At 73.2% G+C, this 25,426-nt stretch carries 25 protein-coding genes; 9 read left to right on the top strand and 16 right to left on the bottom strand.

The annotated features are described in order from the left end of the window. Nucleotides 1-62 precede the first annotated feature (62 nt). Nucleotides 63-782 (top strand): phosphatase PAP2 family protein, encoded by a 720-nt coding sequence (locus tag IE106_RS12810; RefSeq protein ID WP_189533110.1) that lies wholly within the window; start codon nt 63-65, stop codon nt 780-782. A 91-nt stretch (nt 783-873) separates the two neighbouring features. On the opposite strand, the gene IE106_RS12805 is transcribed toward IE106_RS12810, so the two are convergent. Both IE106_RS12805 and IE106_RS12800 read right to left on the bottom strand, forming a co-directional pair. Next, complete coding sequence (locus IE106_RS12805; protein WP_189533108.1) at nt 874-2,469, bottom strand: FAD-binding oxidoreductase; 1,596 nt, start codon at nt 2,467-2,469, stop codon at nt 874-876. Between the two features lie 4 nt (nt 2,470-2,473). After that, nucleotides 2,474-2,671, bottom strand: coding sequence for a hypothetical protein (locus IE106_RS12800; RefSeq protein WP_189533106.1), 198 nt, complete (start codon nt 2,669-2,671; stop codon nt 2,474-2,476). A gap of 146 nt (nt 2,672-2,817) precedes the next feature. Between IE106_RS12800 and IE106_RS12795 the strand changes: the two genes are divergently transcribed. After that, a complete protein-coding gene (locus IE106_RS12795; protein ID WP_189533104.1) occupies nt 2,818-3,690 on the top strand; it encodes an SCO4651 family lipoprotein in 873 nt (290 codons plus the stop codon). Nucleotides 3,691-3,900: 210 nt separating this feature from the next. Continuing rightward, nucleotides 3,901-4,119 carry a hypothetical protein gene (locus IE106_RS12790; RefSeq protein WP_189533247.1) on the top strand — a complete coding sequence of 73 codons (219 nt, stop codon included), beginning with the start codon at nt 3,901-3,903 and terminating at the stop codon, nt 4,117-4,119. 27 nt (nt 4,120-4,146) lie between these two features. Here the strand turns inward: IE106_RS12790 and IE106_RS12785 are convergent, their stop codons facing one another. Continuing rightward, nucleotides 4,147-4,500: a metal-sensitive transcriptional regulator gene (locus IE106_RS12785; RefSeq protein ID WP_229840311.1), complete on the bottom strand. Its 354-nt coding sequence runs from the start codon at nt 4,498-4,500 to the stop codon at nt 4,147-4,149. Nucleotides 4,501-4,690: 190 nt separating this feature from the next. On the opposite strand from IE106_RS12785, the gene IE106_RS12780 reads away from it, so the two are divergent. Beyond that, a complete protein-coding gene (locus tag IE106_RS12780; RefSeq protein ID WP_189533102.1) occupies nt 4,691-5,311 on the top strand; it encodes a DUF47 domain-containing protein in 621 nt (206 codons plus the stop codon). A gap of 6 nt (nt 5,312-5,317) precedes the next feature. After that, entirely contained in the window at nt 5,318-6,316 is a 999-nt protein-coding gene (locus IE106_RS12775) for an inorganic phosphate transporter (RefSeq protein ID WP_189533100.1), read from the top strand. 216 nt (nt 6,317-6,532) lie between these two features. On the opposite strand, the gene pstB is transcribed toward IE106_RS12775, so the two are convergent. The 8 genes from pstB to mshD form a co-directional block, all read right to left on the bottom strand. Then, on the bottom strand, nt 6,533-7,309 hold the full coding sequence (pstB, locus tag IE106_RS12770) for a phosphate ABC transporter ATP-binding protein PstB (protein WP_189533098.1): 777 nt from the start codon (nt 7,307-7,309) through the stop codon (nt 6,533-6,535). Nucleotides 7,310-7,361: 52 nt separating this feature from the next. Then, complete coding sequence (pstA, locus tag IE106_RS12765) at nt 7,362-8,441, bottom strand: phosphate ABC transporter permease PstA (protein WP_189533096.1); 1,080 nt, start codon at nt 8,439-8,441, stop codon at nt 7,362-7,364. Next, on the bottom strand, nt 8,438-9,436 hold the full coding sequence (gene pstC / locus IE106_RS12760; RefSeq protein ID WP_189533094.1) for a phosphate ABC transporter permease subunit PstC: 999 nt from the start codon (nt 9,434-9,436) through the stop codon (nt 8,438-8,440). The genes pstA and pstC overlap by 4 nt, the downstream gene beginning before the upstream one ends. A 105-nt stretch (nt 9,437-9,541) precedes the next feature. After that, a complete protein-coding gene (gene pstS, locus IE106_RS12755; RefSeq protein ID WP_189533092.1) occupies nt 9,542-10,672 on the bottom strand; it encodes a phosphate ABC transporter substrate-binding protein PstS in 1,131 nt (376 codons plus the stop codon). 277 nt (nt 10,673-10,949) lie between these two features. Next, a complete protein-coding gene (locus tag IE106_RS12750) occupies nt 10,950-11,357 on the bottom strand; it encodes an NUDIX hydrolase (protein WP_189533090.1) in 408 nt (135 codons plus the stop codon). Further along, nucleotides 11,354-12,307 (bottom strand): CHAD domain-containing protein, encoded by a 954-nt coding sequence (locus IE106_RS12745; protein ID WP_189533088.1) that lies wholly within the window; start codon nt 12,305-12,307, stop codon nt 11,354-11,356. The genes IE106_RS12750 and IE106_RS12745 overlap by 4 nt, the downstream gene beginning before the upstream one ends. Then, the gene (locus tag IE106_RS12740; RefSeq protein WP_189533086.1) at nt 12,294-14,540 is read right to left on the bottom strand and encodes an RNA degradosome polyphosphate kinase; all 2,247 of its coding nucleotides are present in this window, start codon (nt 14,538-14,540) and stop codon (nt 12,294-12,296) included. Before IE106_RS12740 ends, IE106_RS12745 begins: the two co-directional genes overlap by 14 nt. Nucleotides 14,541-14,876: 336 nt before the next feature. Next, nucleotides 14,877-15,848 (bottom strand): mycothiol synthase, encoded by a 972-nt coding sequence (mshD, locus tag IE106_RS12735; RefSeq protein WP_189533083.1) that lies wholly within the window; start codon nt 15,846-15,848, stop codon nt 14,877-14,879. Nucleotides 15,849-16,031: 183 nt separating this feature from the next. Here mshD and IE106_RS12730 point away from each other — a divergent pair, with 183 nt between their 5' ends. Both IE106_RS12730 and IE106_RS12725 read left to right on the top strand, forming a co-directional pair. Continuing rightward, nucleotides 16,032-17,855, top strand: a complete 1,824-nt coding sequence (locus IE106_RS12730; RefSeq protein ID WP_189533081.1) for a bifunctional metallophosphatase/5'-nucleotidase — start codon at nt 16,032-16,034, stop codon at nt 17,853-17,855. Nucleotides 17,856-17,970: 115 nt separating this feature from the next. Next, the gene (locus IE106_RS12725; protein ID WP_189533079.1) at nt 17,971-18,837 is read left to right on the top strand and encodes a phosphatidylinositol-specific phospholipase C; all 867 of its coding nucleotides are present in this window, start codon (nt 17,971-17,973) and stop codon (nt 18,835-18,837) included. On the opposite strand, the gene IE106_RS12720 is transcribed toward IE106_RS12725, so the two are convergent. The 5 genes from IE106_RS12720 to IE106_RS12700 all read right to left on the bottom strand — a co-directional run bounded on the left by IE106_RS12720 (nt 18,817) and on the right by IE106_RS12700 (nt 24,014). Next, nucleotides 18,817-20,280, bottom strand: coding sequence for a sensor histidine kinase (locus IE106_RS12720; protein ID WP_189533077.1), 1,464 nt, complete (start codon nt 20,278-20,280; stop codon nt 18,817-18,819). The two genes, IE106_RS12725 and IE106_RS12720, sit on opposite strands and share 21 nt — an antisense overlap. Beyond that, complete coding sequence (locus IE106_RS12715; RefSeq protein WP_189533075.1) at nt 20,277-21,005, bottom strand: response regulator transcription factor; 729 nt, start codon at nt 21,003-21,005, stop codon at nt 20,277-20,279. Before IE106_RS12715 ends, IE106_RS12720 begins: the two co-directional genes overlap by 4 nt. Nucleotides 21,006-21,027: 22 nt before the next feature. Next, nucleotides 21,028-22,053 (bottom strand): S1C family serine protease, encoded by a 1,026-nt coding sequence (locus IE106_RS12710; protein ID WP_189533072.1) that lies wholly within the window; start codon nt 22,051-22,053, stop codon nt 21,028-21,030. Between the two features lie 101 nt (nt 22,054-22,154). Then, nucleotides 22,155-23,183, bottom strand: coding sequence for a LacI family DNA-binding transcriptional regulator (locus IE106_RS12705; RefSeq protein WP_189533070.1), 1,029 nt, complete (start codon nt 23,181-23,183; stop codon nt 22,155-22,157). Nucleotides 23,184-23,207: 24 nt separating this feature from the next. Continuing rightward, nucleotides 23,208-24,014, bottom strand: a complete 807-nt coding sequence (locus IE106_RS12700; protein ID WP_189533068.1) for a winged helix-turn-helix transcriptional regulator — start codon at nt 24,012-24,014, stop codon at nt 23,208-23,210. 245 nt (nt 24,015-24,259) lie between these two features. Here IE106_RS12700 and IE106_RS12695 point away from each other — a divergent pair, with 245 nt between their 5' ends. Beyond that, entirely contained in the window at nt 24,260-25,147 is an 888-nt protein-coding gene (locus tag IE106_RS12695) for an alpha/beta hydrolase (protein ID WP_189533066.1), read from the top strand. A gap of 16 nt (nt 25,148-25,163) precedes the next feature. Continuing rightward, entirely contained in the window at nt 25,164-25,418 is a 255-nt protein-coding gene (locus tag IE106_RS12690; protein ID WP_189533064.1) for a MoaD/ThiS family protein, read from the top strand. Nucleotides 25,419-25,426 lie beyond the last annotated feature (8 nt).

Raw genomic sequence — 25,426 nt, 5'->3', positions numbered from 1 at the left:
CACACAGGTCGTTCCCCCGACTGACCGCACCCACCGCAGCACAAGGCAAGGGGCCGCAGCGCATGGCCGGACTCGCATCGGACGGTACGAACCCCGATGTCAGCCTGCTCTACGACATCAACGGGCTGGCGAAGGCCGCCCCGGGCTGGCTCGACCGCGTCATGGGGTTCGTCGGCGAGTACGGGATCATGCTCGGTCTCGTCCTCGTCGTGCTCTGGTGCTGGTGGAGCGTCCGGCGGCGCGGCACGACCGAGGACTCCGTCTCCGCGGTCGCCGGGATCGTCTGGGCGCCCCTCGCCGCCGCGATCGCCGTCCTGGTGAACGTCCCGATCCGCGGCTTCGTCGAACGCCCCCGCCCGTTCCGCGACCACGACGGGCTGGAGGTCCTCGTGGAGGGCAAGACGGACTTCTCGTTCGTCAGCGACCACTCCACCATGGCCATGGCCATCGCCGTCGGCCTGTTCATCGCCCACAAGCGCTTCGGCCTCGCCGCCATCGTCCTCGCCCTCGCGGAGGGCTTCTGCCGCGTCTACATGGGCGTCCACTACCCGACCGACGTCGTCGGCGGCTTCGCCCTGGGCACCGCCGCCGCCCTGCTCCTCGCGCCCGTCGCCCTGGCGCTGCTGACGCCCCTCGCCTCCGCCGTCGCCCGCTCCCCCCGCGCGGGGTGGCTCGTACGGTCCCGGAAGGCGTCCCCGGGCGGCGCGCGGCACGAGACGGTCGACCTGACGGGCCCGCGCCGCGAGGCGAGCGGCGGCGGGGAGCGCGACCTCGCCGCCTAGGGAGTGTCTTCGAAGCGGCGTCGTTCGCCCGCCCGGCAGACGGGACTTCGAAGACACGACCTGGGACGGGCGCGGGGGCGGCCCGGCGCCGCTACGGCGACTGCGCGTAGCGGAAGAGGCCCGCCGGGTCGTACCGGTCCCGCAGCGCCGCCAGGCGGTCCGCCGCCTCCCCGTAGTACGCCCGCCGCCAGTCGGCCAGCGCCGGGTCCGGGTAGTTCTGGTACGCCCGCCCCGACGCGTACCGCCGCACCGCGTCCCGGGTCCGCCGCAGCCACCGCTCCTGCGCCGTCCCCGGGGTGCCCGGCCGCCACGACGCCACGTACTGCGCCAGCATCCGCGACCGCCGGTGGACGAACGCCGTCGCGGACGGGTCGACCCGGTTCACCGCGCCGCCCAGCGCCGTCAGCATCACCGAGCCGCCGCCCCCGCCCTCCTCCACCGTCGTCCGCGTGAACGACTCGACCGCCGCCGCCAGCGCCGCCCGGCCGGCCTGCGGCAGCGAGCGGTCGAAGAAGTCCGACAGCGCCGCGTACGTCTCCCGGCCCAGCGCCCCCCGCGGGCTCCGCCCCGGCAGCGAGCCCGGCAGCCGGCACTGCTCGTCCGACAGCCCCGCGCACCCCGCGAACACCAGCATCGCCTCCAGGAAACCCCGCTCCCGCAGCGACACCGACCGCGCCGGGGCGCCCACCCGGTCCGCGAGCCGGTCCAGCGCGTCCTCCAGGTCGCCGCGGCCGCCCAGCGTCAGCGCCGTCACGGTCACCGCCGGGGTGCCGCCGCCCGCGCCGGCCGACAGGCGCAGCGACGACCAGATCTCGTCCGGCTGGTCCGGGCCCCACTCCTGCCAGGCCGCCAGCACCGCCCGCGCCCGCGTCCAGGGCCAGTTGAGGTACGCGGTCACCGTCGGCGGCGCCGGGTGCGTGCGGAACCGCAGCTCCGTCACCACGCCGAACCCGGCGAGCCCCCCGCCGCGCAGCGCCCACAGCAGGTCCGGGTCCTCGTCCGCGGACGCCCGCACGGTCCGGCCGTCCGCCGTCACCAGGGTCGCCGCCTCCAGGCTGTCGCAGGTCAGGCCGTACGCGCGGGAGACGACGCCGTGCCCGCCGCCCAGCGTCAGGCCGGTCACCCCGACCGTGGGACACGAGCCGGCCGGCACGGTACGGCCCCGGGCGGCCAGCGCCCGGTACACGGACACCAGCCGCGCGCCCGCCCCGACGACGGCGCCGGACCCGCCGTCCGCCCCCACCGCCGCCAGCCGCGACACGTCCACGACGAGCCGCCCGTCGCCGCCGGACCAACCGCCGTAGGAGTGCCCGCCGTTGCGGACCGCGACGCGGACGCCGTGGCGGCGGGCGAACGCCAGGCACTCCCGTACGTCCTCCTCGCCCGCCACGTACGCGACCGCCGCCGGGCGCAGGCCGTCGAAGCGGCGGTTGTAGAGCTGGCGCGCCGTCGCGTACGCCTCGTCGCCGGGCCGGACGAGGAGCCCGTCCAGCCCCTCGGCCAGGGCCTTCCAGGAGGGGGTCCGTCCCGGCCCGGCCGACGGGGCCGGGGGGCTCGGAGGGGGCGCGGGAGGGGAGGGGGCGGGGTGCGGGTCCGCCGGGCCGGGCCCGTCGCAGCCCGCCGTCGCGGCCAGCGCCGTCGTCAGTCCCGTCGTCAGTCCCGTGGTCAGCAGTGCGCGCCGCTCCATGGCGTCACTGTCGCACGGGCCGCCCCTGTTCCGACATGTGCGCGGCGGCGTCCGTCCGGGCCCGTTCACGGGAGCGGCGGGCCGGGCCCGACCAGCCGCAGGCGCAGCGCGCCAGGGCGAAGGCGCCGCGGTCGGTGGTGGTCGTGTGGTGCGGGGCTCCGCCGGTGACCGGCGGCGGCGAGGGCGCGTCATGCGGGTGCACGGGTCCACGGTACCGGGGTCCAGGGGGGCGTGACGGGGGACGGGAGCGGTCGTTATGCGAGTGGGTCGTCCCCCGGTCGTCGAGGCCGCGGGCCGGAGGGCGGGGGTCTCGGCAGGCAGCGGCACGGTGTTGGGGGTAGGCAGGCGATGGTGGTGCAAAAGCTCAGGCGGGCGGGTGGCGCGGACGCCGTCACCGCCACCGCGGTGGTGGTGGCGGCGGTGGCCACGGGGCTCGCCGGGTGCTCGCCGGGCGCGGCCGGCACCGCCCCGTCCGCCGGGCCGGTCGCCGCGGACGGCGGGAAGGACGACGGTGCCGCGGGCGGGCCGCTCGGCGCCGTGCGCGCCGCCCCCGACCTGCTGGTGCGTGCCGGCACGTCGAGGACCAGGACGGCCCTGGAGATGGCGACGGGCGGTACGCGGCTGACCATCGAGGGCGAGGGCGGCTACGACTTCCGCGCCGGGCGCGGACAGGTGCGGGTGCTGCTCCCCGAGGACGGCGACCGGCCGCGCCGGAGGATCATGGAGCTGTTCACGCCGGGCGCGCTGTACATGAAGAACCGCGGCGCCGGCGTCCCCGTCGACAAGTGGGTCCGGGTCGACACGACCACCCTCGCCGACGGCAACCTGGTCACGGGCGGCGCCACCGACCCGGGCGCGGCCGCCGAACTGCTGCGGGCGGCGCGGCACGTGACGTACGTGGGCGAGGCCCACGTCGGGGGCGTGCCGGTCGCGCACTACCGGGGGACCACCGACATCGGCGCCGCCGCGAGGCTCGCCCCGCCGCGGGTGCGCGGGGCGCTGGCCGCCGCGGCGAAAGGGTTCACCACGGACACGGTGCCGTTCGACGCGTACCTGGACGAGGCGGGGCGGCTGCGGAAGGTCCGCCACCGGTTCAGTTTCACCAACGGGGGGCGGGAGGTCGACGTGGCGTCCACGACGCTGCTGTACGGGTTCGGCTCGCCCGTCGACGTGTGGCTGCCGCCGCTGGGGGACATCTACGCCGGGAGGATCGCCGGCTGAACCGGGAGGGGCCGCCGGGCGGTTGCGCGGGCACGGGGGGCGGGCCGGGCCCCACCGGTACGGGCACGGGCGGCGGGCACGGGCACGCGGGGAGCCGGGGAAGGCGAGAGGCCGGGGGTGGCACCGAGAATGGTCCGGACTAGTCATGCGCGGTGCGTGTCGCGCTCCCTACGCTGGGAAGCCGACGCCGGCTGGAAGAGGTGAACGCGCGTGGTCCCGCCCCTCAGTGCGACGACCGTCCAGGACCATGTGGCACTCGCCGAGATCGAGCTGTGCGGGGAGCTGATGATCGCCGCCTCGGCGACCGAGGCGGAGCGGCTCACCGCCGACCGGATCGACGAGGTGCTGAAGGTCTCCCCGGGAGCGGGACGTCCCCCCGGGGGGTCCGGCCGGGGCGTGAGCGGCCGCGCCGGCGTGCCGCGCGGGTGATCGATCGGTTTCGGACAGCCCCGAAAGTCAGGTCCGCATCATCCGGGCGATCGCTTTTGTGGCCTCCTCCACCTTCGCGTCGATCTCGTCCCCGCCCTTCACCGCCGCGTCGGCCACGCAGTGGCGCAGGTGCTCCTCCAGCAGTTGGAGCGCGAAGGACTGCAGCGCCTTCGTCGACGCCGAGACCTGGGTGAGTATGTCGATGCAGTAGACGTCCTCGTCGACCATTCGCTGCAGGCCCCTGATCTGGCCTTCGATCCGGCGCAGCCGCTTGAGGTGCTCGTCCTTCTGCTTGTGGTACCCGTGCACCGTGTGACCGTGGTCACCGTGGGCCCCGGGGGCCTCCGTGACCGAAAGGCCGGCCGGCTCGGTGGTCGTCATGGGGTCCTCCCGTCGTCCACAAAGGGCGGTATACCCCTCGCGGGTATATGGTACCGATCCTTGAGGGATTGTGCGGGGTCGGTTCTGTTCACTGTGCCCGATGGGCGACACTGAGGAACGCCGGTTCGCCGTGGCCGGATGATGCGCCTAGCATCAGCCTGACCGACACCCATGCACCGAAGGACCCCACGTGCGCTTTCGTCTGACCCCCCGGGAGACGAGCTTCTACGACATGTTCTCCGCGTCGGCGGACAACATCGTCACCGGCTCGAAGCTCCTGATGGAACTGCTGGGAGCGGAGGCGTCCGCGAGGGCCGACATCGCGGAGCGGATGCGGGCGGCCGAACACGCCGGGGACGACGCCACCCACGCGATCTTCCACCAGCTGAACTCCTCCTTCATCACGCCGTTCGACCGCGAGGACATCTACGCCCTCGCCTCGTCGCTCGACGACATCATGGACTTCATGGAGGAGGCCGTCGACCTCGTCGTCCTCTACAACATCGAGGAGCTGCCGAAGGGCGTCGAGCAGCAGATCGAGGTGCTGGCCAGGGCCGCGGAGCTCACCGCCGAGGCGATGCCGCACCTGAGGACGATGGACAACCTCACCGAGTACTGGATCGAGGTCAACCGGCTGGAGAACCAGGCCGACCAGATCCACCGCAAGCTGCTCGCCCAGCTCTTCAACGGCAAGTACGACGCCATCGAGGTGCTGAAGCTGAAGCAGGTCGTGGACGTGCTGGAAGAGGCCGCCGACGCCTTCGAGCACGTGGCGAACACGGTGGAGACCATCGCCGTCAAGGAGTCCTGAGGTCCCGTGGACACCTTCGCACTGGTCGTGACCGTCGGGGTCGCGCTCTTCTTCACGTACACGAACGGCTTCCACGACTCGGCGAACGCGATCGCCACGTCGGTGTCGACCCGGGCGCTCACGCCGCGTGCCGCGCTGCTGATGGCGGCGGTCATGAACCTCGCCGGCGCCTTCATGGGCAGCGGCGTCGCCAAGACCGTCAGCGAGGGCATCATCGCCACGCCGATCGGCGACAAGGGGATGGGCATCCTCTTCGCCGCGCTGGTCGGGGCGATCGTCTGGAACCTGATCACCTGGTACTTCGGCCTGCCCTCGTCGTCCTCCCACGCGCTCTTCGGCGGCATGGTGGGCGCGGCGCTGGCGGGCGGCACGGAGGTCATCTGGTCCGGGGTGATCGAGAAGATCGTCATCCCGATGTTCGTGTCGCCGTTCGTCGGCCTGATCATCGGTTACCTGGTGATGGCCGCGATCATGTGGATCTTCCGCAAGGCGGGTCCGCACAAGACGAAGCGCGGTTTCCGGATCGCGCAGACCGTGTCGGCCGCCGCCATGGCGCTGGGCCACGGCCTCCAGGACGCCCAGAAGACGATGGGCATCGTGGTGATGGCCCTGGTCATCGCCGACGTCGAGCAGGCCGGGGACCCGATCCCGCTGTGGGTGAAGGTCGCCAGCGCGCTGATGCTGTCGCTCGGCACGTACGCGGGCGGCTGGCGGATCATGCGGACGCTGGGCCGGCGGATCATCGAGCTCGACCCGCCGCAGGGCTTCGCCGCGGAGACGACGGCGGCGTCCGTCATGTACTCGGCGTCGTTCATGTTCCACGCCCCGATCTCCACGACGCACGTGATCACGTCCGCGATCATGGGTGTGGGCGCGACGAAGCGGGTCAACGCGGTCCGCTGGGGCGTCGCGAAGAACATCATCCTGGGGTGGTTCATCACCATGCCGGCCGCCGCGGCGGTGGCGGCGGTGAGCTTCTTCGCCGTGCGGATCTTCTTCGGCTAGCTGCCTTCGAGCAGTTGTCTTCGATCGGCGGCTTTCGATCAGGGGCCTTCGGCCGGGTCCCCGGCCGGAGCCGCCGGCCGGTGGTCTTCGCCCGGCGGCCCCGCCGCGGTACGGGACGGAAGCGGGCCCGCCCTCTCCGGGAGTGAGAGGGCGGGCCCTTCGCCGTGCGGTGGCACCGCCATGCAGCACCGCACGACGTCTGTGGGGCGGGGAGGATCAGCCGAAGCGGCCGGAGATGTAGTCCTCCGTGGCCTGGACCGACGGGTTGGAGAAGATCCGCTCCGTGTCGTCGATCTCGACCAGCTTGCCGGGCTGGCCGACGGCGGCCAGGTTGAAGAACGCCGTGCGGTCGGAGACGCGGGCGGCCTGCTGCATGTTGTGGGTCACGATGACGATCGTGAACCGCTCCTTCAGCTCGCAGATCAGGTCCTCGATCGCCAGGGTGGAGATCGGGTCCAGGGCGGAGCAGGGCTCGTCCATCAGCAGGACGTCCGGCTCGACCGCGATGGCGCGGGCGATGCACAGGCGCTGCTGCTGGCCGCCGGAGAGGCCGGAGCCCGGCTTGTTGAGGCGGTCCTTGACCTCGTTCCAGAGGTTCGCGCCCTTGAGGGAGCGCTCGACCACGTCGTTCAGCTCGGACTTGCGGTACCTGCCGTTCAGCCGCAGGCCCGCCGCCACGTTGTCGAAGATCGACATGGTGGGGAACGGGTTCGGCCGCTGGAAGACCATGCCGACCGTACGGCGCACGGCGACCGGGTCGACGTCCTTGCCGTACAGGTTCTGGTCGTCCAGCATCACCTTGCCCTCGACGCGGCCACCGGGGGTGACCTCGTGCATCCGGTTCAGGGTGCGCAGGAACGTGGACTTGCCGCAGCCGGAGGGGCCGATGAAGGCCGTGACGGAGCGGGGCTCGACGGTCATCGAGATGTCGTCGATCGCCCGGTGGTTGCCGTAGTACGCGGAGAGGCCGCTGACGTCGATTCGCTTGGCCATCTGAATCACTTCCCAGTGTGCGCCGCCGTCCGGCGGAGCGGAGTGTCGTGGCCTAGCGGCCGGTCTTCGGGGCCTTCCAGCGGGCGATGCCGCGGGCCACCAGGTTGAGGATCATGACGAAGGCGATCAGGACGAGCGCGGCGCCCCAGGCGCGGGCCACGGCGGCGTCCGTACCGACGGCGTACTGCTCGTACACGTAGAGCGGCAGCGACGCCTGGGCGCCTTCGAACGGGTTCGGGTTGATCAGCTTCGTACCGAAGACGAGGAGCAGCACGGGGGCCGTCTCGCCGGTGATACGGGCGATCGCGAGCATGACGCCCGTGGTGATGCCGCCGATCGCGGTCGGCAGGACCACCTTGAGGATCGTCTTCCACTTGGGGACGCCCAGCGCGAGGGACGCCTCGCGCAGCTCGTTCGGGACGAGCTTGAGCATCTCCTCCGTGGAGCGGACGACCACCGGCATCATCAGGATGGCCAGCGCCATCGACCCGGCGAAGCCGGAGGGCCCGAAGCCCAGCATCAGGTTCCAGGTGGCGAGGATGAAGAGACCCGCGACGATGGACGGGACACCCGTCATGACGTCGACGAAGAAGGTCACGGCCTGCGACAGCCGGCCCCGGCCGTACTCGACCAGGTAGATCGCGGTCAGCATGCCGATCGGGGCGGCGATGACCGCGGCGATGGCGACCTGCTCGATGGTGCCGAGCAGCGCGTGGTAGACGCCGCCGCCGGTCTCGGCGTCGAGGACGCCGTTCATCGAGTGGCTGAGGAAGTACGGGTCGAGGACCTCCAGGCCCTTGCTCACCGTGACCCAGGAGAGGGAGGCGAGCGGGACGACCGCGAGGACGAAGCAGACCCAGACGAGGCTGGTCGCGACGCGGTCCTTGGCCTGGCGGGAGTTCTCGACCGCGGTGGTGATGACGTACGTGGCGACGACGAACAGCAGGGCGGCGATCATGCCCCACTGGACGCGGCTCTCCCAGCCGGCGGCGAGGCCGATGCCGATGCCGGCGGCGACGGAGCCGACGGCTATGGCGGCCGGGGCCCAGCGCGGCATGCGCGCGTGGGCGAGCGGGGAACCGCGGCGCGCGGGGACGGTGGCCGGGCGCTGGTCCTGGATGACGTGGCTCATGCGTTGGCCCCCGAGTACTCCTTGCGGCGCGCGATGATCCAGCGGGCGGCGCCGTTGACCAGCAGCGTGATGACGAAGAGGACGAGGCCGGAGGCGATCAGCGCGTCACGGCCGTACTCGTTCGCCTCGTTGAACTTGGCGGCGATGTTCTGCGCGAACGTGCCGCCGCCCGGGTCGAGGAGGCGCCCGGAGATGATGAAGCTGGGGGAGAGGACGACGGCGACGGCCATCGTCTCGCCGAGCGCGCGGCCCAGGCCCAGCATGGAGGCGCTGATGATGCCGGAGCGGCCGAACGGGAGGACCGACATGCGGATGGTCTCCCAGCGGGTCGCGCCGAGGGCCAGGGCGGCCTCCTCGTGCATGCGCGGGACCTGGAGGAAGACCTCACGGGTGACGTTGGTGATGATCGGCAGGATCATGATCGCCAGCAGGATGCCGACGGTGAACATGTTCCGCGCGACGCCCTCACCGGACTTGTCGAAGACGTACGTCCAGCCCATGTACTGGTCGAGCCACTTGTTGAGGCCGTCCAGGTACGGCACGAGGAAGATCGCGCCCCACAGGCCGTAGATGATGCTCGGCACGGCGGCGAGCAGGTCGACCACGTACGCCAGCGGCGTGGCGAGCTTGCGCGGCGCGTAGTGCGAGATGAACAGCGCGATGCCGATGGCGACCGGCACGGCGATGACCATGGCGATGACCGAGCTGACGATCGTGCCGAAGGCCAGGACGGCGATGCCGAAGACGGGCGGGTTGCCCGCCGGGTTCCACTCGGAGGTGGTGAGGAAGTTGCCCTCGTTGTCGGCGATGGCGAGGACCGCGCGGTAGGTGAGGAAGACGGCGATCGCCGCCATGATCACCAGCAGGGCGATGCCGGATCCGCGGGACAGCCCGAGGAAGATCCGGTCACCCGCCTGGGACGGGGCGGACGACTTCGGGGGCGTTGTCTCGTTCCGCCCGGGGGGCGGTGGGGTGTGTGTGGTGGCTGTGGCCATCGTTGTGTTCTCCGGTCTGCGGAGCCGTGGTGGCTCCTGGCGGCGGTGCACCGGATGCCGGGACCGGCCCGGTCCAGGGTGGGCGGACCGGTCCCGGCGGGGTCGTCAGGAGAGCGTGGGGACGATCTCGCGGACCTTGGCCGCGATCTCGGCCGGCAGCGGGGCGTAGCCGGCCTCGGCGAGGACCTTCTGGCCCTCCTCGCTGGCCGTGTAGTTGAGGAACGCCTTCAGGGTGGGCAGCGTCTCCGCCTTGTTGCCCTTGTCGCAGGCGATCTCGTACGTGACGAGGATGATCGGGTAGGCGCCCTCGGCCTTGGTCTTGTAGTCGAGGGAGAGGGCCAGGTCGCTGCCCGTGCCCTTGATCTTGGCGGCGGCGATGGCCTTGGAGGCGTTCTCCGTGGTGGCCTCGACCGGCTGCGCGGCGCCCGTGTTCAGCTTGACCGTGCTGATGTTGCTGGCGGCGGCGTACGACAGCTCGAAGTAGCCGATCGCGCCGTTGGTGTCCTTGACCGCGGCGGCGACGCCGGAGGAGCCGTTCGCGGCCTGGCCGCCGGGGGCGGGCCACGACTTCGTCTTCGGGTCGTGCTTCCAGTCGGCGGCGGCGGCCTCGCTGAGGTACTTGCCGAGGTTCTGCGTGGTGCCGGACTCGTCGGAGCGGTGGAAGGCCTGGATCGCCACGTCGGGCAGCTTGACGCCCGGGTTCAGCTTGGCGATGGCGGGGTCGTTCCACTTCTTGATCTTCGAGTCGAAGATCTTGGCGAGGGTGGAGGCGTCGAGGACGAGGCCGTCCACGCCGTCCAGCTTGTAGCCGATGGCGACGGGGCCGCCGACCATCGGGAGGTTGATGCCCTTGCCGCCCTTGCAGATCTTCTGCGACTCGGCGGTCTCCTCCTCCTTCAGGGCGGAGTCGGAGCCGGCGAACGCCACCTGGCCCTGGTTGAACTTGGTGATGCCGCCACCGGAGCCGATGGCCTGGTAGTTCACCTCGACGCCCTCGCAGGCCGCCTGGAAGTTCTTGACCCACAGGTCCATGGCGTTCTTCTGGGCGGTCGAGCCGGCCGCGAGGAGCTGGCCCTTGGCGCCCTCGCACTTGACGTCCGACGCGGTGGTGGTCTTCTTCGCCCCGTCCGGGCTCGTGTTGTCGTCCGAGCCACACGCCGTGAGAACCAGGGCGCCGGAGACGGCGAGGGCGCCGAGCGCGGTGGCGCGAAGCCCGGTCTTGCGATGAAGCTTCACTTTCGGGTGTTCCTTCCAGTAACCGCCGAGCTGCGGGGAGGCAGGGGGCCGATGACGTGGTCCGTGCCCATGGCCGGTTGTACGACGGCGTGTGTCGGAGTGGGTCGTGGTGGCGTCTGTCGGTCACCTCGTACGGCTGAAATTAGGCAGATCAGGTGAAGCGGTCGGCGGGGGTGGGTGAACGCGAGGTGAACCATGCTGTAAGTGCCGGTGAGTACCTTCGCGGGCTGTTCGCTCCCGCCTCGTACGCCCCGTGCGTCACATAACCGGCCAGGAGTCACCAAGCGGCCAGGAACCAGGTGACCAGGGAGCGGTCCTGCGGGTGGGTGAGCAGCCCCCGGGCCTCCTCGGGCGGGAGCCACCGCAGGGCGTCCACCTCCTTGTTGGGGGTGAAGGCGCCCGAGGTGGCCTCGGCCGACCAGTACGTGACCTCCTTCTCCCGGGTACCCGCCCGGTAGCGGACCGTGCCGAGCAGGGCGCCCGGCTCGCACGCGCGGCCCGTCTCCTCGCGGACCTCCCGCACCGCCGCGGCCAGCAGCTCCTCCCCGGCCTTCACCTTGCCCTTGGGGAACGACCAGTCGTCGTACTTGGGCCGGTGGATCAGGCACACCTCCACCGCGCCGTCCGCCGTCCGGCGCCACAGGACGCAGCCGGCCGCCCGGACGACGCCCGCGCGGTCGCTCACCGCGCCGCCACCGCCGTGCGCCGCCAGGCGCGGTGGAAGGCGAGGCGGGCGCCCTCCACCTCGTGGCGCTGGTCGGCGTGGAGGACGCCGAGGGTGTACGCCGTCGCCGGGGCGATGCGCGGCGTGCGCGCGGCCGACGCGGCGGCGGCCGCGGCCTCGGCGGCGTCCCGGTGCCGGTCCAGCGCGGTCGCCGCCTCGTACAGCTCGGGGCCCGGGGCGTGCCGCACCTCCAGGGCGTACCGGTGGAGGCGCAGCAGGAGGCGCACCTGGTGCCAGGGGGCGTCCTGCTGCTCGCCGCCCACGGCGGGGCTCATGGGGAGGGCCGCCACGGCGTCCAGCAGGCGGCGCTCCACCGTCTCGGCGGGAACCGGCAGGACCTCCTCGGCGGGGGACGACGCGGCGGGCCCGAACGGCACCTCCGACGCCAGCAGCGCCACCGCGTCGGCGACCGCGTGGAACCGGGACGAGCCCAGCGCCTCCAGGGCCGCCGAGTGGGCGCGCGTCCGGGCGAGGGTGAGCTGCCGCTCCAGCAGGGCGCCGGCGCGCGCGGCACCCATCGTGATCGCCTCGCCCCCGGCCCGCGGCGCCCCCGCGCGGGCGCCCCGCGGCGCCGGCACGGGCCCGCCGGTCAGCCGGGACAGCGCGTCGACGAGCCGGACGAGCCGGGACGTGCAGGCGTGCTCCTGGGCGAGGGTGCCGTACAGCCAGGCCAGCTCGGAGCGCAGGCCGTCCGCCCACGCCCCGTCCAGGAGGGGCCGGTAGGTGTGCAGGGTCCCGCTGATGCGCCGGGCGGCGGTGAGCAGCGACCGGGCGGCCTCCTCCGCACCTGCCGTGTCCGAACCGTTGCTCTCCGTGTGCAGGCGCAGGGCGCGCAGGAAGTCGTTCGCCCGGGCGTGGAGGTACGGTGCCAGCACCTCACCGGCGGATGCCTGGTGGTCAGGGTTGTGCACGTCGGCGCCTCCGGGCGTCTATGAGCATCTGCTGGACGTGGCGCAGCGGCCGGCCGTCGGCGTCCGTCGCGTGCCGGGTCCATTCGCCGTCCGGGCCGAGGTGCCAGGACGCGGTCGTTTCGGCCATGCCGGTCTCCAGCAGGCGGGTCAGGGCCGCGCGGTGGGCCGGGTCGGCGACCCGCACCAGCGCCTCTATGCGGCGGTCGAGGTTGCGGTGCATCATGTCGGCGCTGCCGAACCACACCTCGGGCTCCCCGCCGTTGCAGAAGGCGAAGACGCGGGAGTGCTCCAGGAAGCGGCCGAGGACCGAGCGGACCCGGATGTTCTCCGACAGGCCGACGACGCCGGGGCGGAGGGCGCAGATGCCGCGGACCCAGACGTCGACGGGCACGCCGGCCTGCGAGGCGCGGTAGCAGGCGTCGATTATGGCCTCGTCGACCATCGAGTTGACCTTGATGCGGACGTACGCGGGCCGGCCCGCCCGGTGGTGGACGATCTCCTTGTGTATCCGCGACACGAGGCCGTCGCGCAGCGACTTGGGCGCGACGAGCAGGCGGCGGTAGGTCTCGCGGCGCGAGTAGCCGGACAGCCGGTTGAACAGGTCGGAGAGGTCGGCGCCGACCTGGGGGTCGGCGGTGAGCAGGCCGAGGTCCTCGTAGAGGCGGGCGGTCTTGGGGTGGTAGTTGCCGGTGCCGACGTGCGAGTACCGGCGCAGCAGCTCGCCCTCCTGGCGGACGACCAGGGACAGCTTGCAGTGGGTCTTCAGCCCGACCAGGCCGTACACGACGTGGCAGCCGGCCTCCTCCAGCTTGCGCGCCCACTTGATGTTGGCCCGCTCGTCGAAGCGAGCCTTGATCTCGACGAGGACGAGGACCTGCTTGCCGGACTCGGCGGCGTCGATCAGGGCGTCGACTATCGGGGAGTCGCCGGAGGTGCGGTACAGCGTCTGCTTGATCGCCAGGACGTCCGGGTCGGCGGCCGCCTGCTCCAGGAAGGCCTGCACGGACGTGGAGAAGCTGTCGTACGGGTGGTGCAGCAGCACGTCCCGCTCGCGCAGGGCGGCGAAGACGTCGGGCGCGGACGCCGACTCGACCTCGGACAGGTCGCGGTGGGTGCCCGCCACGAACTTCGGGTACTTCAGCTCGGGCCGGTCCTGGCCCGCTATCCCGAACAGCCCGGTCAGGTCGAGCGGGCCGGGCAGCGGGTGGACCTCGGCGTCGGAGACCTTCAGCTCCCGCACGAGCAGGTCGAGGACGTACGGGTCGATGGACTCCTCCACCTCCAGCCGCACCGGCGGGCCGAAGCGGCGCCGCATGAGCTCCTTCTCCAGGGCCTGGAGGAGGTTCTCGGTGTCGTCCTCCTCGACCTCCAGGTCCTCGTTGCGGGTGACCCGGAACATGTGGTGGGCCAGCACCTCCATGCCGGGGAACAGCTCCTCCAGGTGCGCGGCGATGACGTCCTCCAGCGGCACGTACCGCTGCGGCGACGCCTCCAGGAACCGCGACAGCAGCGGCGGCACCTTCACGCGGGCGAAGTGGCGGTGGCCGCTGACCGGGTTGCGGACGACGACGGCGAGGTTCAGGGACAGCCCGGAGATGTACGGGAAGGGGTGCGCGGGGTCGACGGCCAGCGGCGTGAGCACCGGGAAGATCTGCTGCCGGAACAGGGTGAAGAGGCGCGCCTGCTCCTTCTCGGTCAGGTCGGGCCAGCGGATGAGGTGGATGCCCTCGTCGGCCAGGGCCGGGGCGACGTCCTGCTGGAAGCAGGCGGCGTGCCGGGCCATGAGCTCCCGGGAGCGGGTCCAGATCAGGTCGAGGACCTCGCGGGGCTGGAGCCCGGACGCGGAGCGGGTGGCGACGCCGGTGGCGATGCGGCGCTTGAGGCCGGCGACCCGGACCATGAAGAACTCGTCGAGGTTCGAGGCGAAGATCGCGAGGAAGTTCGCCCGCTCCAGGAGCGGTGTCGTGGGGTCCTCGGCCAGTTCCAGGACGCGCTCGTTGAAGGCGAGCCAGCTGCGCTCGCGGTCCAGGAACCGGCCCTCGGGCAGTTCCGTGCGCGTGCCGTCCCCGTCGTACGGGTCGAGGTCGGCGTCGATGTCCGGTGCGAGGCCGACGGCGGACGCGCCGGCGACGCCCTGCGGCCGGTGCGCGGCTGGGGACCCCACGGACGGCTGCGGGTGCGGGGCGGACGGCTGTACCTGCGGGACCGGGACCTCTGCGGGCTGCTGGCTCATGACACCATTCTTCCGCGCCAGAGGCAGGTCAGGCGCGTCGGAGCGGGCCGTGAAGGCGGACACGGCGGGCTTCATTGAGCGAGCTTCGCAAGCGTGTCTGAATGATCGGTGACGGGGACGTGACATCCCGGATGCGGAGGGGTGCGGGCGGGGTGTGCGCCGGAACGCGCGCTTCCCGTCCCCCGTCCGCCCCCGCGGTGCTCCGGGCGGGCGCCGAGGGGGCGGCCGCGCCCAGCGCCCGCGGGTGACCGCCCCCTCGGCGTTCGTGCGCCCTTCGGCTCCACGGGCCGTGCCCGGCCTCCCGGCGGCCGCGCGCGCCGCCGGGAGCGGGGCGGGTCAGGTCTCCGTGCGGTACATGAGGTCCACCTCGTGGGTGGCGAAGCCCATGCCCTCGTAGACGCGCAGCGCCGCGGTGTTGTCGGCGTCCACGTACAGCATCGCCGTCGGCAGGCCCTGCGCGGCCAGGTGGCGCAGGCCGATCGCGGTGAGCGCCTTGCCGAGCCCGCCGCCCTGCGCGTCGGGGGCGATGCCGAGGACGTACACCTCGCCGAGCCGTTCCTCGGCGTGCACCTTCGTCCAGTGGAAGCCGACCAGGGCCCCGTCGGACTCGCGTTCGGCGAGGAAGAAGCCCTTCGGGTCGAACCACGGCTCGTTCCTGCGGTCGTCCAGGTCGCGCTGGGTCAGGGCGCCCTGCTCGGGGTGGTGCGCGAACGCGGCGGCGTTGAGGGCGAGCCACGCGGCGTCGTCCTGGCCGGGGACGAACGTGCGGACCGTGATCCCGGCCGGCAGGACCGGCTCGGGGACGTCGAGGGACGCCAGGGGCCGGCGCAGCTGCCGCAGCTCCCGGAAGAGGGTGAGGCCCAGGACCTGCGCCAGGTGGCGGGCGGCGGACTTGCCGCCGTGCGCCCACACCCGCAGCCGCTTCCCCGACTCCGCGAGCAGGGCCGAGCCGAGCGCCCGCCCGTGGCCGCGGCCGCGGTGCGCGGGGCCGATGACCAGCTCGGCGGCCGGGGCCTCGACCGGGTCGGTGTCCTCCAGCTGGGCGTAGCCGACGAGCCGGTCGGAGACGGAGAGCAGCAGGTGCCGCACGCCTTCGCGCCGCCCGCCGTCCCCGACGGGGCCGCCGTGCTCCGCGAGGAAGGCCTTCAGCTGGAGCCTGCCCTGCTCGGACACCGCCTGCATGCCGTCGGTGCGGGCGGCGTCGGCGAGCAGGTCGAGGACGCCCCGGGCCTGTTCGGGGGTGAGTTCGTCGTAGATCTCGATGCGGCGACCCGCCTCGGGGGCTGTTGCGCGAACGTCAGTGGTCATGGGTACGAGCCTACGACCGCGGGCCGGGGCCGGAGGGGCGATGGCAACCAGGTCGTAACCCGTTCCCCCCTGTTGCGCTACGCGCGTTGACCTTAGGCTGCGCTCGGCATACCAGGAGCCATGGCCTCGGCGTCACCTGACGGCACGTAAGGTCATGTGGTGTCAAAGGGGAAAAACAGACATATGTCAGCTACACGGCACAAGAAGCGCACGGGGCGGCGGATACTCGCCGCCGCGGCCGGCGTCGCCACCCTCGGCGCGCTCGTGGCGGCCCTCCCGGCCGGCGCGGCCGAGGAGGACGGCGCGGACGGCTGGACGTACGGCAAGAAGGCGACCACCGGCCGCACCGTCGACGTGCAGCTGCTCTCCTTCAACGACCTGCACGGCAACCTGGAGGCCCCGGCCGGCTCCTCCGGCGAGGTCGTCCACCGCCACGAGGACGGCACCACCGAGAAGATCAAGGCCGGTGGCGTCGAGTACCTGGCCACGCACCTGCGCGACGCCCGCAAGGGCAACCGGTACTCGATCACCGCGGCGGCCGGCGACATGATCGGCGCCTCCCCCCTGATCTCCGGCCTGTTCCACGACGAGCCGACGATCGAGGCGCTCAACAAGCTGAAGCTCGACGTCAGCTCGGTCGGCAACCACGAGTTCGACGAGGGCGCGGCCGAGCTGGCCCGCATCCAGAACGGCGGCTGCCACCCCACGGACGGCTGCGCCGAGGGCACGACCTACGAGGGCGCCGAGTTCCCCTACCTGGCCGCGAACGTCACGAACGAGAAGACCGGCGAGCCGGTCCTCGACCCGTACTTCATCTGGCAGAAGGACGGCGTCCGCATCGGCTTCATCGGCGTGACCCTGGAGGGCACCCCGGGCATCGTCAACGCCGAGGGCATCAAGGGCCTGAAGTTCGGCGACGAGGTCGAGACGATCAACAAGTACACGAAGGTCCTGGAGCGCCGGGGCGTGAAGTCCATCGTCGCCCTGATCCACGAGGGCGGCGCGCCGGCCTCCTCGGCGTACAACTACGACTGCGACAGCCCCGGCCCGGGCGACGGCGTCTCCGGCCCGGTCGTGGACATCGCCAGGAAGCTCAGCCCGCAGGTCGACGCCCTGGTCACCGGCCACACCCACCAGGCGTACGCGTGCACCATCCCGGACCCGGCGGGCAAGCCGCGCACGGTCACCTCGGCGGCGTCGTTCGGCAAGCTGTACACCGACACGACCCTCACCTACGACCGCGCCACCAAGGACATCGTCCGCACGGCCGTCACCTCCGCGAACCACGTGGTCACGCGTGAGCGCGCGGCCCGGGACATGACCGACCTGATCACCAAGTGGAACGCCCTCGCCGCGCCGATCGCCAACCGTCCGGTGGGCCACATCTCGGCCAACATCGACGGCCGCGGCTCCACCGCGTACGAGAAGCCGCTCGGCGACCTGATCGCCGACGCGCAGCTGGAGGGCCTCGCCCCGGCCGACAAGGGCGGCGCGCAGATCGCCTTCATGAACCCGGGCGGCATCCGCGGCGACCTGGTGCACGCCAGGTCCGGCAGCGAGGCGGCGGACGGCGTCGTGACGTACGGCGAGGCGTACACCGTGCAGCCGTTCACCAACATGATGACCACCGTCGACCTGACCGGCGCGCAGATCGTCACCGCGCTCCAGCAGCAGGTCAGCGGCGCGAACGAGGCGTCGCCGAAGATCCTCCAGGTGTCGCGGGGCTTCACGTACACGCTGGACATGACGAAGACCGGCGCCGCCCGCGTCGTCGTCCCCTCGGTGAAGCTGGACGGCCGGCCGCTGGACCCGGCCGCGACGTACCGCGTCGCGATGAACGAGTTCCTCTCCGGCGGCGGTGACGGCTTCACGGCCCTCGGCCAGGGCGCGAACAAGCGGGTCGGCGCGTCCGACCTGGAGGTCTTCATCGCCTACCTGGGCGCGCACTCCTCGGCGGACGCCCCGCTGACGCCGCCCGCGGCGGACCGCATCACGGTCGTCAAGTAGCACGCCGGACGGACGGGGGCGGCGGACCACGGAGGTCCGCCGCCCCCTCCCCCTTTTCCCGGCCGGCCCGCGGGCGGTCTTCTTCTGTTGGTGTGTACGCGTCATAATCCGGCGCATGGCCCTCACCCGACGCGGCTTCCTCACGGCCGCCACCGCCACCGGCGCCGCCCTCGCCCTGGGCGCCCCGCCCGCCCGCGCCCGCGCCGCCGGCCCCGGGGACTGGATGGGCGCCCACCCCGACACCACCCCGCTGCGCACCCTCACCATCCCCGGCACGCACAACTCCGCCGCCCCCGCGGGCGGCCCCTGGGTGGCCTGCCAGAACACCACCGTCGCCCAGCAACTGGCCGGCGGCGTCCGCTACCTCGACATCCGGTGCCGCGTCACCGGCGACTCCTTCGCCATCCACCACGGCGCGTACTACCAGAACCAGATGTTCGGCGACGTGCTGACCGCCTGCCGCGACTTCCTCGCCGCGCACCCCGCCGAGACCGTCCTCATGCGGGTCAAGCAGGAGTACTCGCAGGAGAGCGACGCCGTCTTCCGGCAGGTCTTCGACCGCTACCTCGACGCCAAGGGCTGGCGCCCCCTCTTCCGCATCGGCGACGGACTGCCCCTCCTCGGCGAGGCCCGCGGCCGGGTCGTCCTCCTCGCCGACAACGCCGGACTGCCCGGGGTCCGCTGGGGCGACGGCGCGCTCTTCGACGTGCAGGACGACTACACGGCCGAGCCGACCGCCAAGTACCCCAAGATCGAGGCGCACTTCCGCAAGGCCGTCGCGCAACCCGGCAGGCTGTACGTCAACCACGTCTCCACCGCCGCGCTGCTCCCGCCCCGCTGGAACGCCGACCGCCTCAACCCGCGCGTCCACGCCCTCCTGGACAGCGCCGGGGCCACCGCCTGGCGCGGCCTCGGCATCGTCCCCATGGACTTCCCCGACACCCGCCCCGGCCTGATCGCCTCACTCCTGCGGCACAACTGACCCCACGGCGCCCGCGTCCCCCGGCGGCGGCGTCGGGGCGCCCGGCAGGCGGATCTCCGCGCGCGTGCCGCCGCCCTCCGCCCGGCTCAGCGCCACCTCGCCGCCGGCCTGCCGCACCGTGCGGGCCACGATCGACAGGCCCAGGCCCGAGCCGGGCAGGGAACGGGCCGACGGGGAGCGCCAGAACCGCTCGAAGACGTGCGGCAGCTCCTCCCGCGCGATGCCCGGACCGTGGTCCCGCACCGTCAGCACCCCGTCCACCAGCCGCACTTCCACCGTGCCGCCCGGCGGGGAGAACTTCACCGCGTTGTCCAGGACGTTGACCAGCGCCCGCTCCAGCGCCGCGGCCTCCGCCCGTACGAACCAGGGCCGCACCTCCCGCGTGAACCGCAGCTCCGGGCCGCGCAGCCGCGCCCGCCCGAGAGCCTGGTCGAGCACGTCGTGCAGCGCGACCACCGCCAGGCGGCCCGCCGCCGCCGCGTCCGGCCTGGCCAGCTCCTGGAGGTCGCCGATCAGCGCGGCCAGCTCCGTCATCTGCGCCTTCACGGACGCCATCAGCGCCCGCCGGTCCTCCGCCGGGATCGACCGCCCGGTCTCCTCGATCCGGGCCAGCAGCTCGACGTTGGTCCGCAGCGACGTCAGCGGCGTCCGCAGCTCGTGCCCCGCGTCCGCGATGAGCTGCGCCTGCCGGTCGCGGGACGAGGCGAGCGCCCCGGTCATCGCGTTGAACGACCGCGACAGCCGGGCGATCTCGTCCTCGCCCTCCACCGGGATGCGCACGGTCAGGTCCTCGGTGCGCGCCACGTGCTCCACCGCGTCCGTCAGCCGGTCGACCGGCTTCAGCCCGGCCCGCGCCACCCACAGCCCCACCGCGCCCGCGCCGACGACGCCTATCCCGGCGAGCGCGGTCAGCAGCAGCGCCAGCCGGCTCAGCGCGGCGTCGACCTCGGCCAGCGGACGCGCCAGCGACACGGCGACGGTCACCCGCGGCGCCACCCCGGGCACGCTCACCGTCTCCCGCACGGTGTGCACCCGCACGCTCTCCCCGCTGTCCGTCGCCGAGGTGTGCAGCGCCTCCCGCGCGCCGCCGGCCGCGACGGCCACGTCCCGCGGCGTCACCCGCACCGCCCGCGAGTACCGCGCCAGGCACCGCTCGCCGTCCGCCAGGACCACCTGCGTGTACGCGAAACCGGGCCGGTCCGGGGCGGGCGGCTCCGGCGCCACCCCGGCCCGGCAGGCCACCAGCGCGTCCACCACCTGCTCCTCGGGCGCCGCCGTGTTCTCCAGCGACCGGTCCAGCTCGTCGAGCAGCTGCGCCCGGGTGAGCAGCCAGGCCCCCACCGACACCGCCGCCACCGCCACGGCGACCGCCAGCGACGTCAGCAGCGCCAGCCGGGAGCGCAGCGGCAGCGCGCGGAAGCGCCGTACGGGGCCGGGTGTCACTCGCCGCCCCCCTCGCGCAGCACGTACCCCACCCCGCGCACGGTGTGCACCAGCCGCGGCTCGCCGCCCGCCTCGGTCTTGCGGCGCAGGTACATCACGTACACGTCCAGGGAGTTGGAGGTCGGTTCGAAGTCGAAGCCCCACACGGCCTTGAGGATCTGCTCGCGGGTGAGCACCTGGCGCGGGTGGGCGAGGAACATCTCCAGCAGCGTGAACTCCGTCCGCGTCAGCTCCACCCGCCGCTCGCCGCGCGCCACCTCGCGGGTGGCGAGGTTCATCCGCAGGTCCCCGAAGGACAGCACGTCGCCGGGGTCGCCCGGCCCGGCGCCGCCGCCCGCCGCGTACGAGCTGCGCCGCAGCAGCGCGCGGATGCGGGCGAACAGCTCGTCCAGCTCGAACGGCTTCACCAGGTAGTCGTCGGCGCCCGCGTCGAGGCCGGTGACCCGGTCGCCGACCGTGTCGCGGGCGGTGAGCATCAGGATCGGCACGGTCGAGCCGGACGCCCGGATGCGGCGGGCGGCGGTCAGCCCGTCCATGCGGGGCATCTGGACGTCGAGGACGACGAGGTGGGGCGCGTACGCCCCGATCTTCTCCAGCGCGTCGACGCCGTCGACGGCGGTCAGCGTCCCGTACCCCTCGAAGGCCAGGCTGCGCCGGAGCGCTTCGCGGACGGCGGGCTCGTCGTCGACGACGAGGATGCGGTCGGGCTCGGCGGTGGTGTTCATGCGGATCAGCGTCGCACGCGGGTCAGTCACCCCTGAGGGTGTCCAGGGAGGCCTTGAGGGTGTCGACCGGGATGGCGAAGCCGAGGCCGACGCTGCCGGCGGTGGAGCCGGTGGCGGCGCTCGGCGCGTACATCGCGGAGTTGATGCCGATGACCTCGCCCTTCATGTCGATCAGGGCGCCGCCGGAGTTGCCGGGGTTGAGGGAGGCGTCGGTCTGGATCGCCTTGTACGTGGTCTTCGAGGAGCCGGTGTCGCCACCGGACCACCCGCTGCCGTACGCGGACGACCGGTCCTGGGCCCGCCCGCTGCCGCCGCCGTCCCGGGAGACGGTCACCTCCCGGTCGAGGGCGGAGACGATGCCGCTGGTCACGGTGGAGGTGAGGCCCTCGGGCGAGCCGATCGCGACGACCTGGTCGCCGACCCGGACCGTGCCGGAGTCCCCGAGCGCGGCGGCCTTGAGGCCCTCGGCGCCGCGGACCCTGACCAGCGCCAGGTCCTTGCCGGGGTCGGTGCCGACCACGTCGGCGGTGCGGGTGGTGCCGTCGCCGAGGCGGACCTCGATCTCGGAGGCGTCCGCGATGACGTGGTGGTTGGTGACGACCTCGCCGTCCGCGGTGATGATCACGCCGGAGCCGGTGGACTGCCCGGAGCCGGTGGCGGCCCCGATCTCCACGATGCTGGGGGAGACGGCCTGCGCCACCCCGGCGACCGTGCCGGTGCCCGCTCGCGAGACGGCCGTCCCGGCGACCCCCGAGGGGGCGGCCGCCGTGTCGCCGCCCGCCAGTTCCCGGGCGAGGGCGCCCGCCCCGCCCCCGACGGCGGCGGCCGCGAGGGCGACGGCGGTGATCAGCCCGACCGGCCGCCCGGCCCGGTGCCGGCGCCGGGTGCCGGCACGGGGCGGGACCGCCGGGGGCTCCGGGACCGCCGGGGGCTCCGGGAACGCGGACGCGTGCGGAGGCGGCGGGTGGACCGGGTCGTGGAACCCGGCGTACCGCTGCGGTTCGTCGTTCCCCTGGTGGCCGGTGCTCCGGCGGTCGTGGTCCGTCATGTCTACGACTGTCGCTCCGGTGGATGAGAGGTTCCTGAGGACGCCCTGAGAGCGGCGACAGAACCTCGTGTGCCCGGGATGAGGACCGGCAGTCGCGGGGGCTACGCGCCGTCGCAGCCGCAGCTGCGGCGGATCACCAGCGCCGACGGGAACTGCTTCACGCGCTCCCGGCGCCCCCCGGAGACCTTCAGCCCGTCGTCCAGGACCAGGTCCACCGCCGCGCGGGCCATCGCCGGCCGGTCCGACGAGATCGTCGTCAGCGGCGGGTCCGTCAGCCCGGCCTCCTTCACGTCGTCGAACCCGGCCACCGCCAGGTCCCCCGGCACGTCCAGCCGCAGCTCCCGCGCCGCGCGCAGCACGCCGATCGCCTGGTCGTCCGTGGCGCAGAAGATCGCGGGCGGCCGGTCGGGGCCCGACAGGATCTTCAGCGCGGTCTCGTAGGCGTCGTACCGGTCGTACGCGGCCTGGTAGAGCCGTCCCTCGACGGAGCGGCCCGCCTCCCGCATGGCGCGGCGCCAGCCCTCGACGTGGTCGGCCACCGGGTCGCCGACGGACGGCGTCGACTCGATCCCGCCCAGGCACGCCACGTACGCGTGGCCGTGCTCCAGCAGGTGGCGGGTGGCCAGCTGCGCGCCGCCGATGTCGTCCGTCACGACCGCCACGTCGTCCAGGGCCTCGGGGCGCTCGTGGAGCAGCACCACGCGCGCGTCCCACGCCTCGATCTCCTGCGCGGCGCGCTCGCTCATGCCCTGGCTGACCAGGATCAGGCCGGCGACCCGCATTCCGAGGAACGCGCGCAGGTAGTGGATCTCGCGCTCGTCGCGGTAGTCCGAATTGCCGACCAGGACCATTTTCCCGCGGTCGGCGGCGGCCCTTTCCACGGCGTGCGCCATCTCGGCGAAGAACGGCTGCCGCGCGTCCGGGACGATCATGCCTATGAGGTCCGTCCGCCGCGACGCCATCGCCTGGGCCACCCGGTCGGGCCGGTAGCCCAGCTCCTTGATGGCGGCGAGGACACGCTCGCGCGTGGCCGGGGCGACCGGCCGGGGTCCGTTGTTGATGACGTAGCTCACGACCGCGGTGGAAGTCCCCGCCAGTCGTGCCACGTCGTCCCGCGTCACCTTGGCCACGCGCGGCAGTCTACGCGGGGTGACCTACCTCCGGGCAGGTCGTACGGCCGCTTCCTGCGGTTCTTTCCCGTGCTCCATCCGGAGGACCTCCGGCGTCGCCTCCTTGGCCGCGGGCTCCGCGCGTGCGCCCGTCCGCGCCTCCTCCGCGGCGCGCTCCACCTTCTCGGGCGCCACGAACCGGTAGCCGACGTTGCGCACGGTGCCGATCAGCGACTCGTGCTCCGGGCCCAGCTTGGCGCGCAGCCGCCGCACGTGGACGTCGACCGTGCGGGTGCCGCCGAAGTAGTCGTACCCCCACACCTCCTGGAGGAGCTGCGCCCGGGTGAAGACCCGGCCGGGGTGCTGCGCGAGGTACTTGAGCAGCTCGAACTCCTTGAAGGTGAGGTCCAGGACCCGGCCCTTCAGCTTCGCGCTGTACGTCGCCTCGTCGACCGACAGGTCGCCGTTGCGGATCTCCATCGGGGAGTCGTCGGCGGTGATCTGCCGGCGGCCCGTCGCGAGCCGCAGCCGCGCCTCGACCTCCGCCGGACCCGCCGTGTCGAGCAGCACGTCGTCGATGCCCCAGTCGGCCGTGACGGCCGCGAGGCCGCCCTCGGTGACCACCAGGAGCAGCGGGCAGCCGGGGCCCGTCGAGCGGAGCAGCTGGCACAGCGACCGCACCTGCGGCAGGTCGCGGCGGCCGTCGACGAGGATCACGTCGGCGCCGGGGGTGTCGACGAGGGCGGGGCCCTCGGCGGGGGCCACCCGCACGTGGTGCAGCAGCAGCCCGAGGGCCGGGAGCACCTCGGTCGACGGCTGCAGGGCGTTCGTCAGCAGCAGCAGAGAACTCATCGTGTCCCACCCGCCTGGGTCGTCGTCCTGCTGGTCGTCGTCCGGTCGTGCACGGTCAGCTCGCCCATAACGTCGGTTCCTCCTCGGTCCGTGCGAGGACGTTGCGGCACTGCTTCCTTCGGTGTTCCTGCGGCGGCCCCGAGCCCTTGAGAGCCTTCGTTCACCCGCCCGTAACAACGGCGGGAAAACACAAAAGGACCCGGGGGCTGCCTTGCCCGGATCCTCTGCCAGCCACAATAGCCCACATGAGATCCGGGACAGAGGAGCCATTTCACAGTGTGGATGTCTCCTCGCTCACGCGCGGCCCTCTGGACGAAACCTTGCGTATGTCTTTGCGGTCTCCTGACGGAGTGCGCCTGGAGGCCCGCTACGACCCCTGCACCGCCGGTCCGGCCGACACGGCGGTGGTCGTCGCGCACGGCTTCACCGGGTCGGTGGACCGCCCGGCGCTCCGGCGGGCCGCGGCCGTCCTGGCCCGGCACGCGGCGGTGGTGACCTTCTCGTTCCGGGGTCACGGCCGCTCCGGCGGGCGCTCCACGGTCGGCGACCGGGAGGTGCTCGACCTGGCGGCGGCGGTGGCCTGGGCGCGGGAGCGCGGCCACGCGCGGGTGGTGACGGTCGGCTTCTCCATGGGCGGCTCGGTGGTGCTCCGGCACGCCGCGCTGTACGGGGAGGGGCACGAAGGGCGCACGGAGGCACGCACGGACGCGGTGGCCGCCGTGAGCGCGCCGGCCCGCTGGTACTACCGGGGCACCGCCCCGATGCGGCGCGTGCACTGGCTGATCACCCGCCCCGCCGGGCGGGTGGTGGGCCGGTACGGGTTCGGCACCCGCATCCACGACCGCGACTGGGACCCGGTGCCCCTGTCCCCGGTGGAGGCGGTGCCGCTGATCGCGCCGACGCCGCTGCTGGTCGTGCACGGGGACCGGGACCCGTACTTCCCGGTGGACCACCCGCGGGCGCTGGCCGCCGCGTCGGGCGGGCACGCCGAGCTGTGGCTGGAGCCCGGCATGGGGCACGCCGAGAACGCCGCCGGGGAGGAGCTGCTCACGCGGATCGCCCGCTGGCTGACGGCACCGGAGGGGCCGGGCCCGTCCCCGGCGCCCCGGGCGTGGCCCATCATGGAAGCCTGACGAAAGGAGCCCTCCCATGGCAGCGGGAACCATCCGCTACTGGGCCGCGGCCAAGGCCGCCGCCGGCACCGCCGAGGAGCCGTACGCCGCGGAGACGCTCGCGGAGGCGCTGGCCGCCGCCCGCGACCGGCATCCGGGGGAGCTGGTCCGGGTGCTGCGGAGGTGCTCGTTCCTGGTGGACGGAGACCCCGTGGGGACACGCGGGCATGAGACGGTACGGCTGGCGGAGGGCGGCACGGTAGAGGTGCTTCCGCCGTTCGCAGGAGGGTGAGCCGCACA

The organism is Streptomyces roseolilacinus (genome assembly GCF_014649335.1).
Taxonomy (GTDB): Bacteria; Actinomycetota; Actinomycetes; order Streptomycetales; family Streptomycetaceae; genus Streptomyces; species Streptomyces roseolilacinus.
This window is presented reverse-complemented; position numbering and strand designations above follow the sequence as displayed.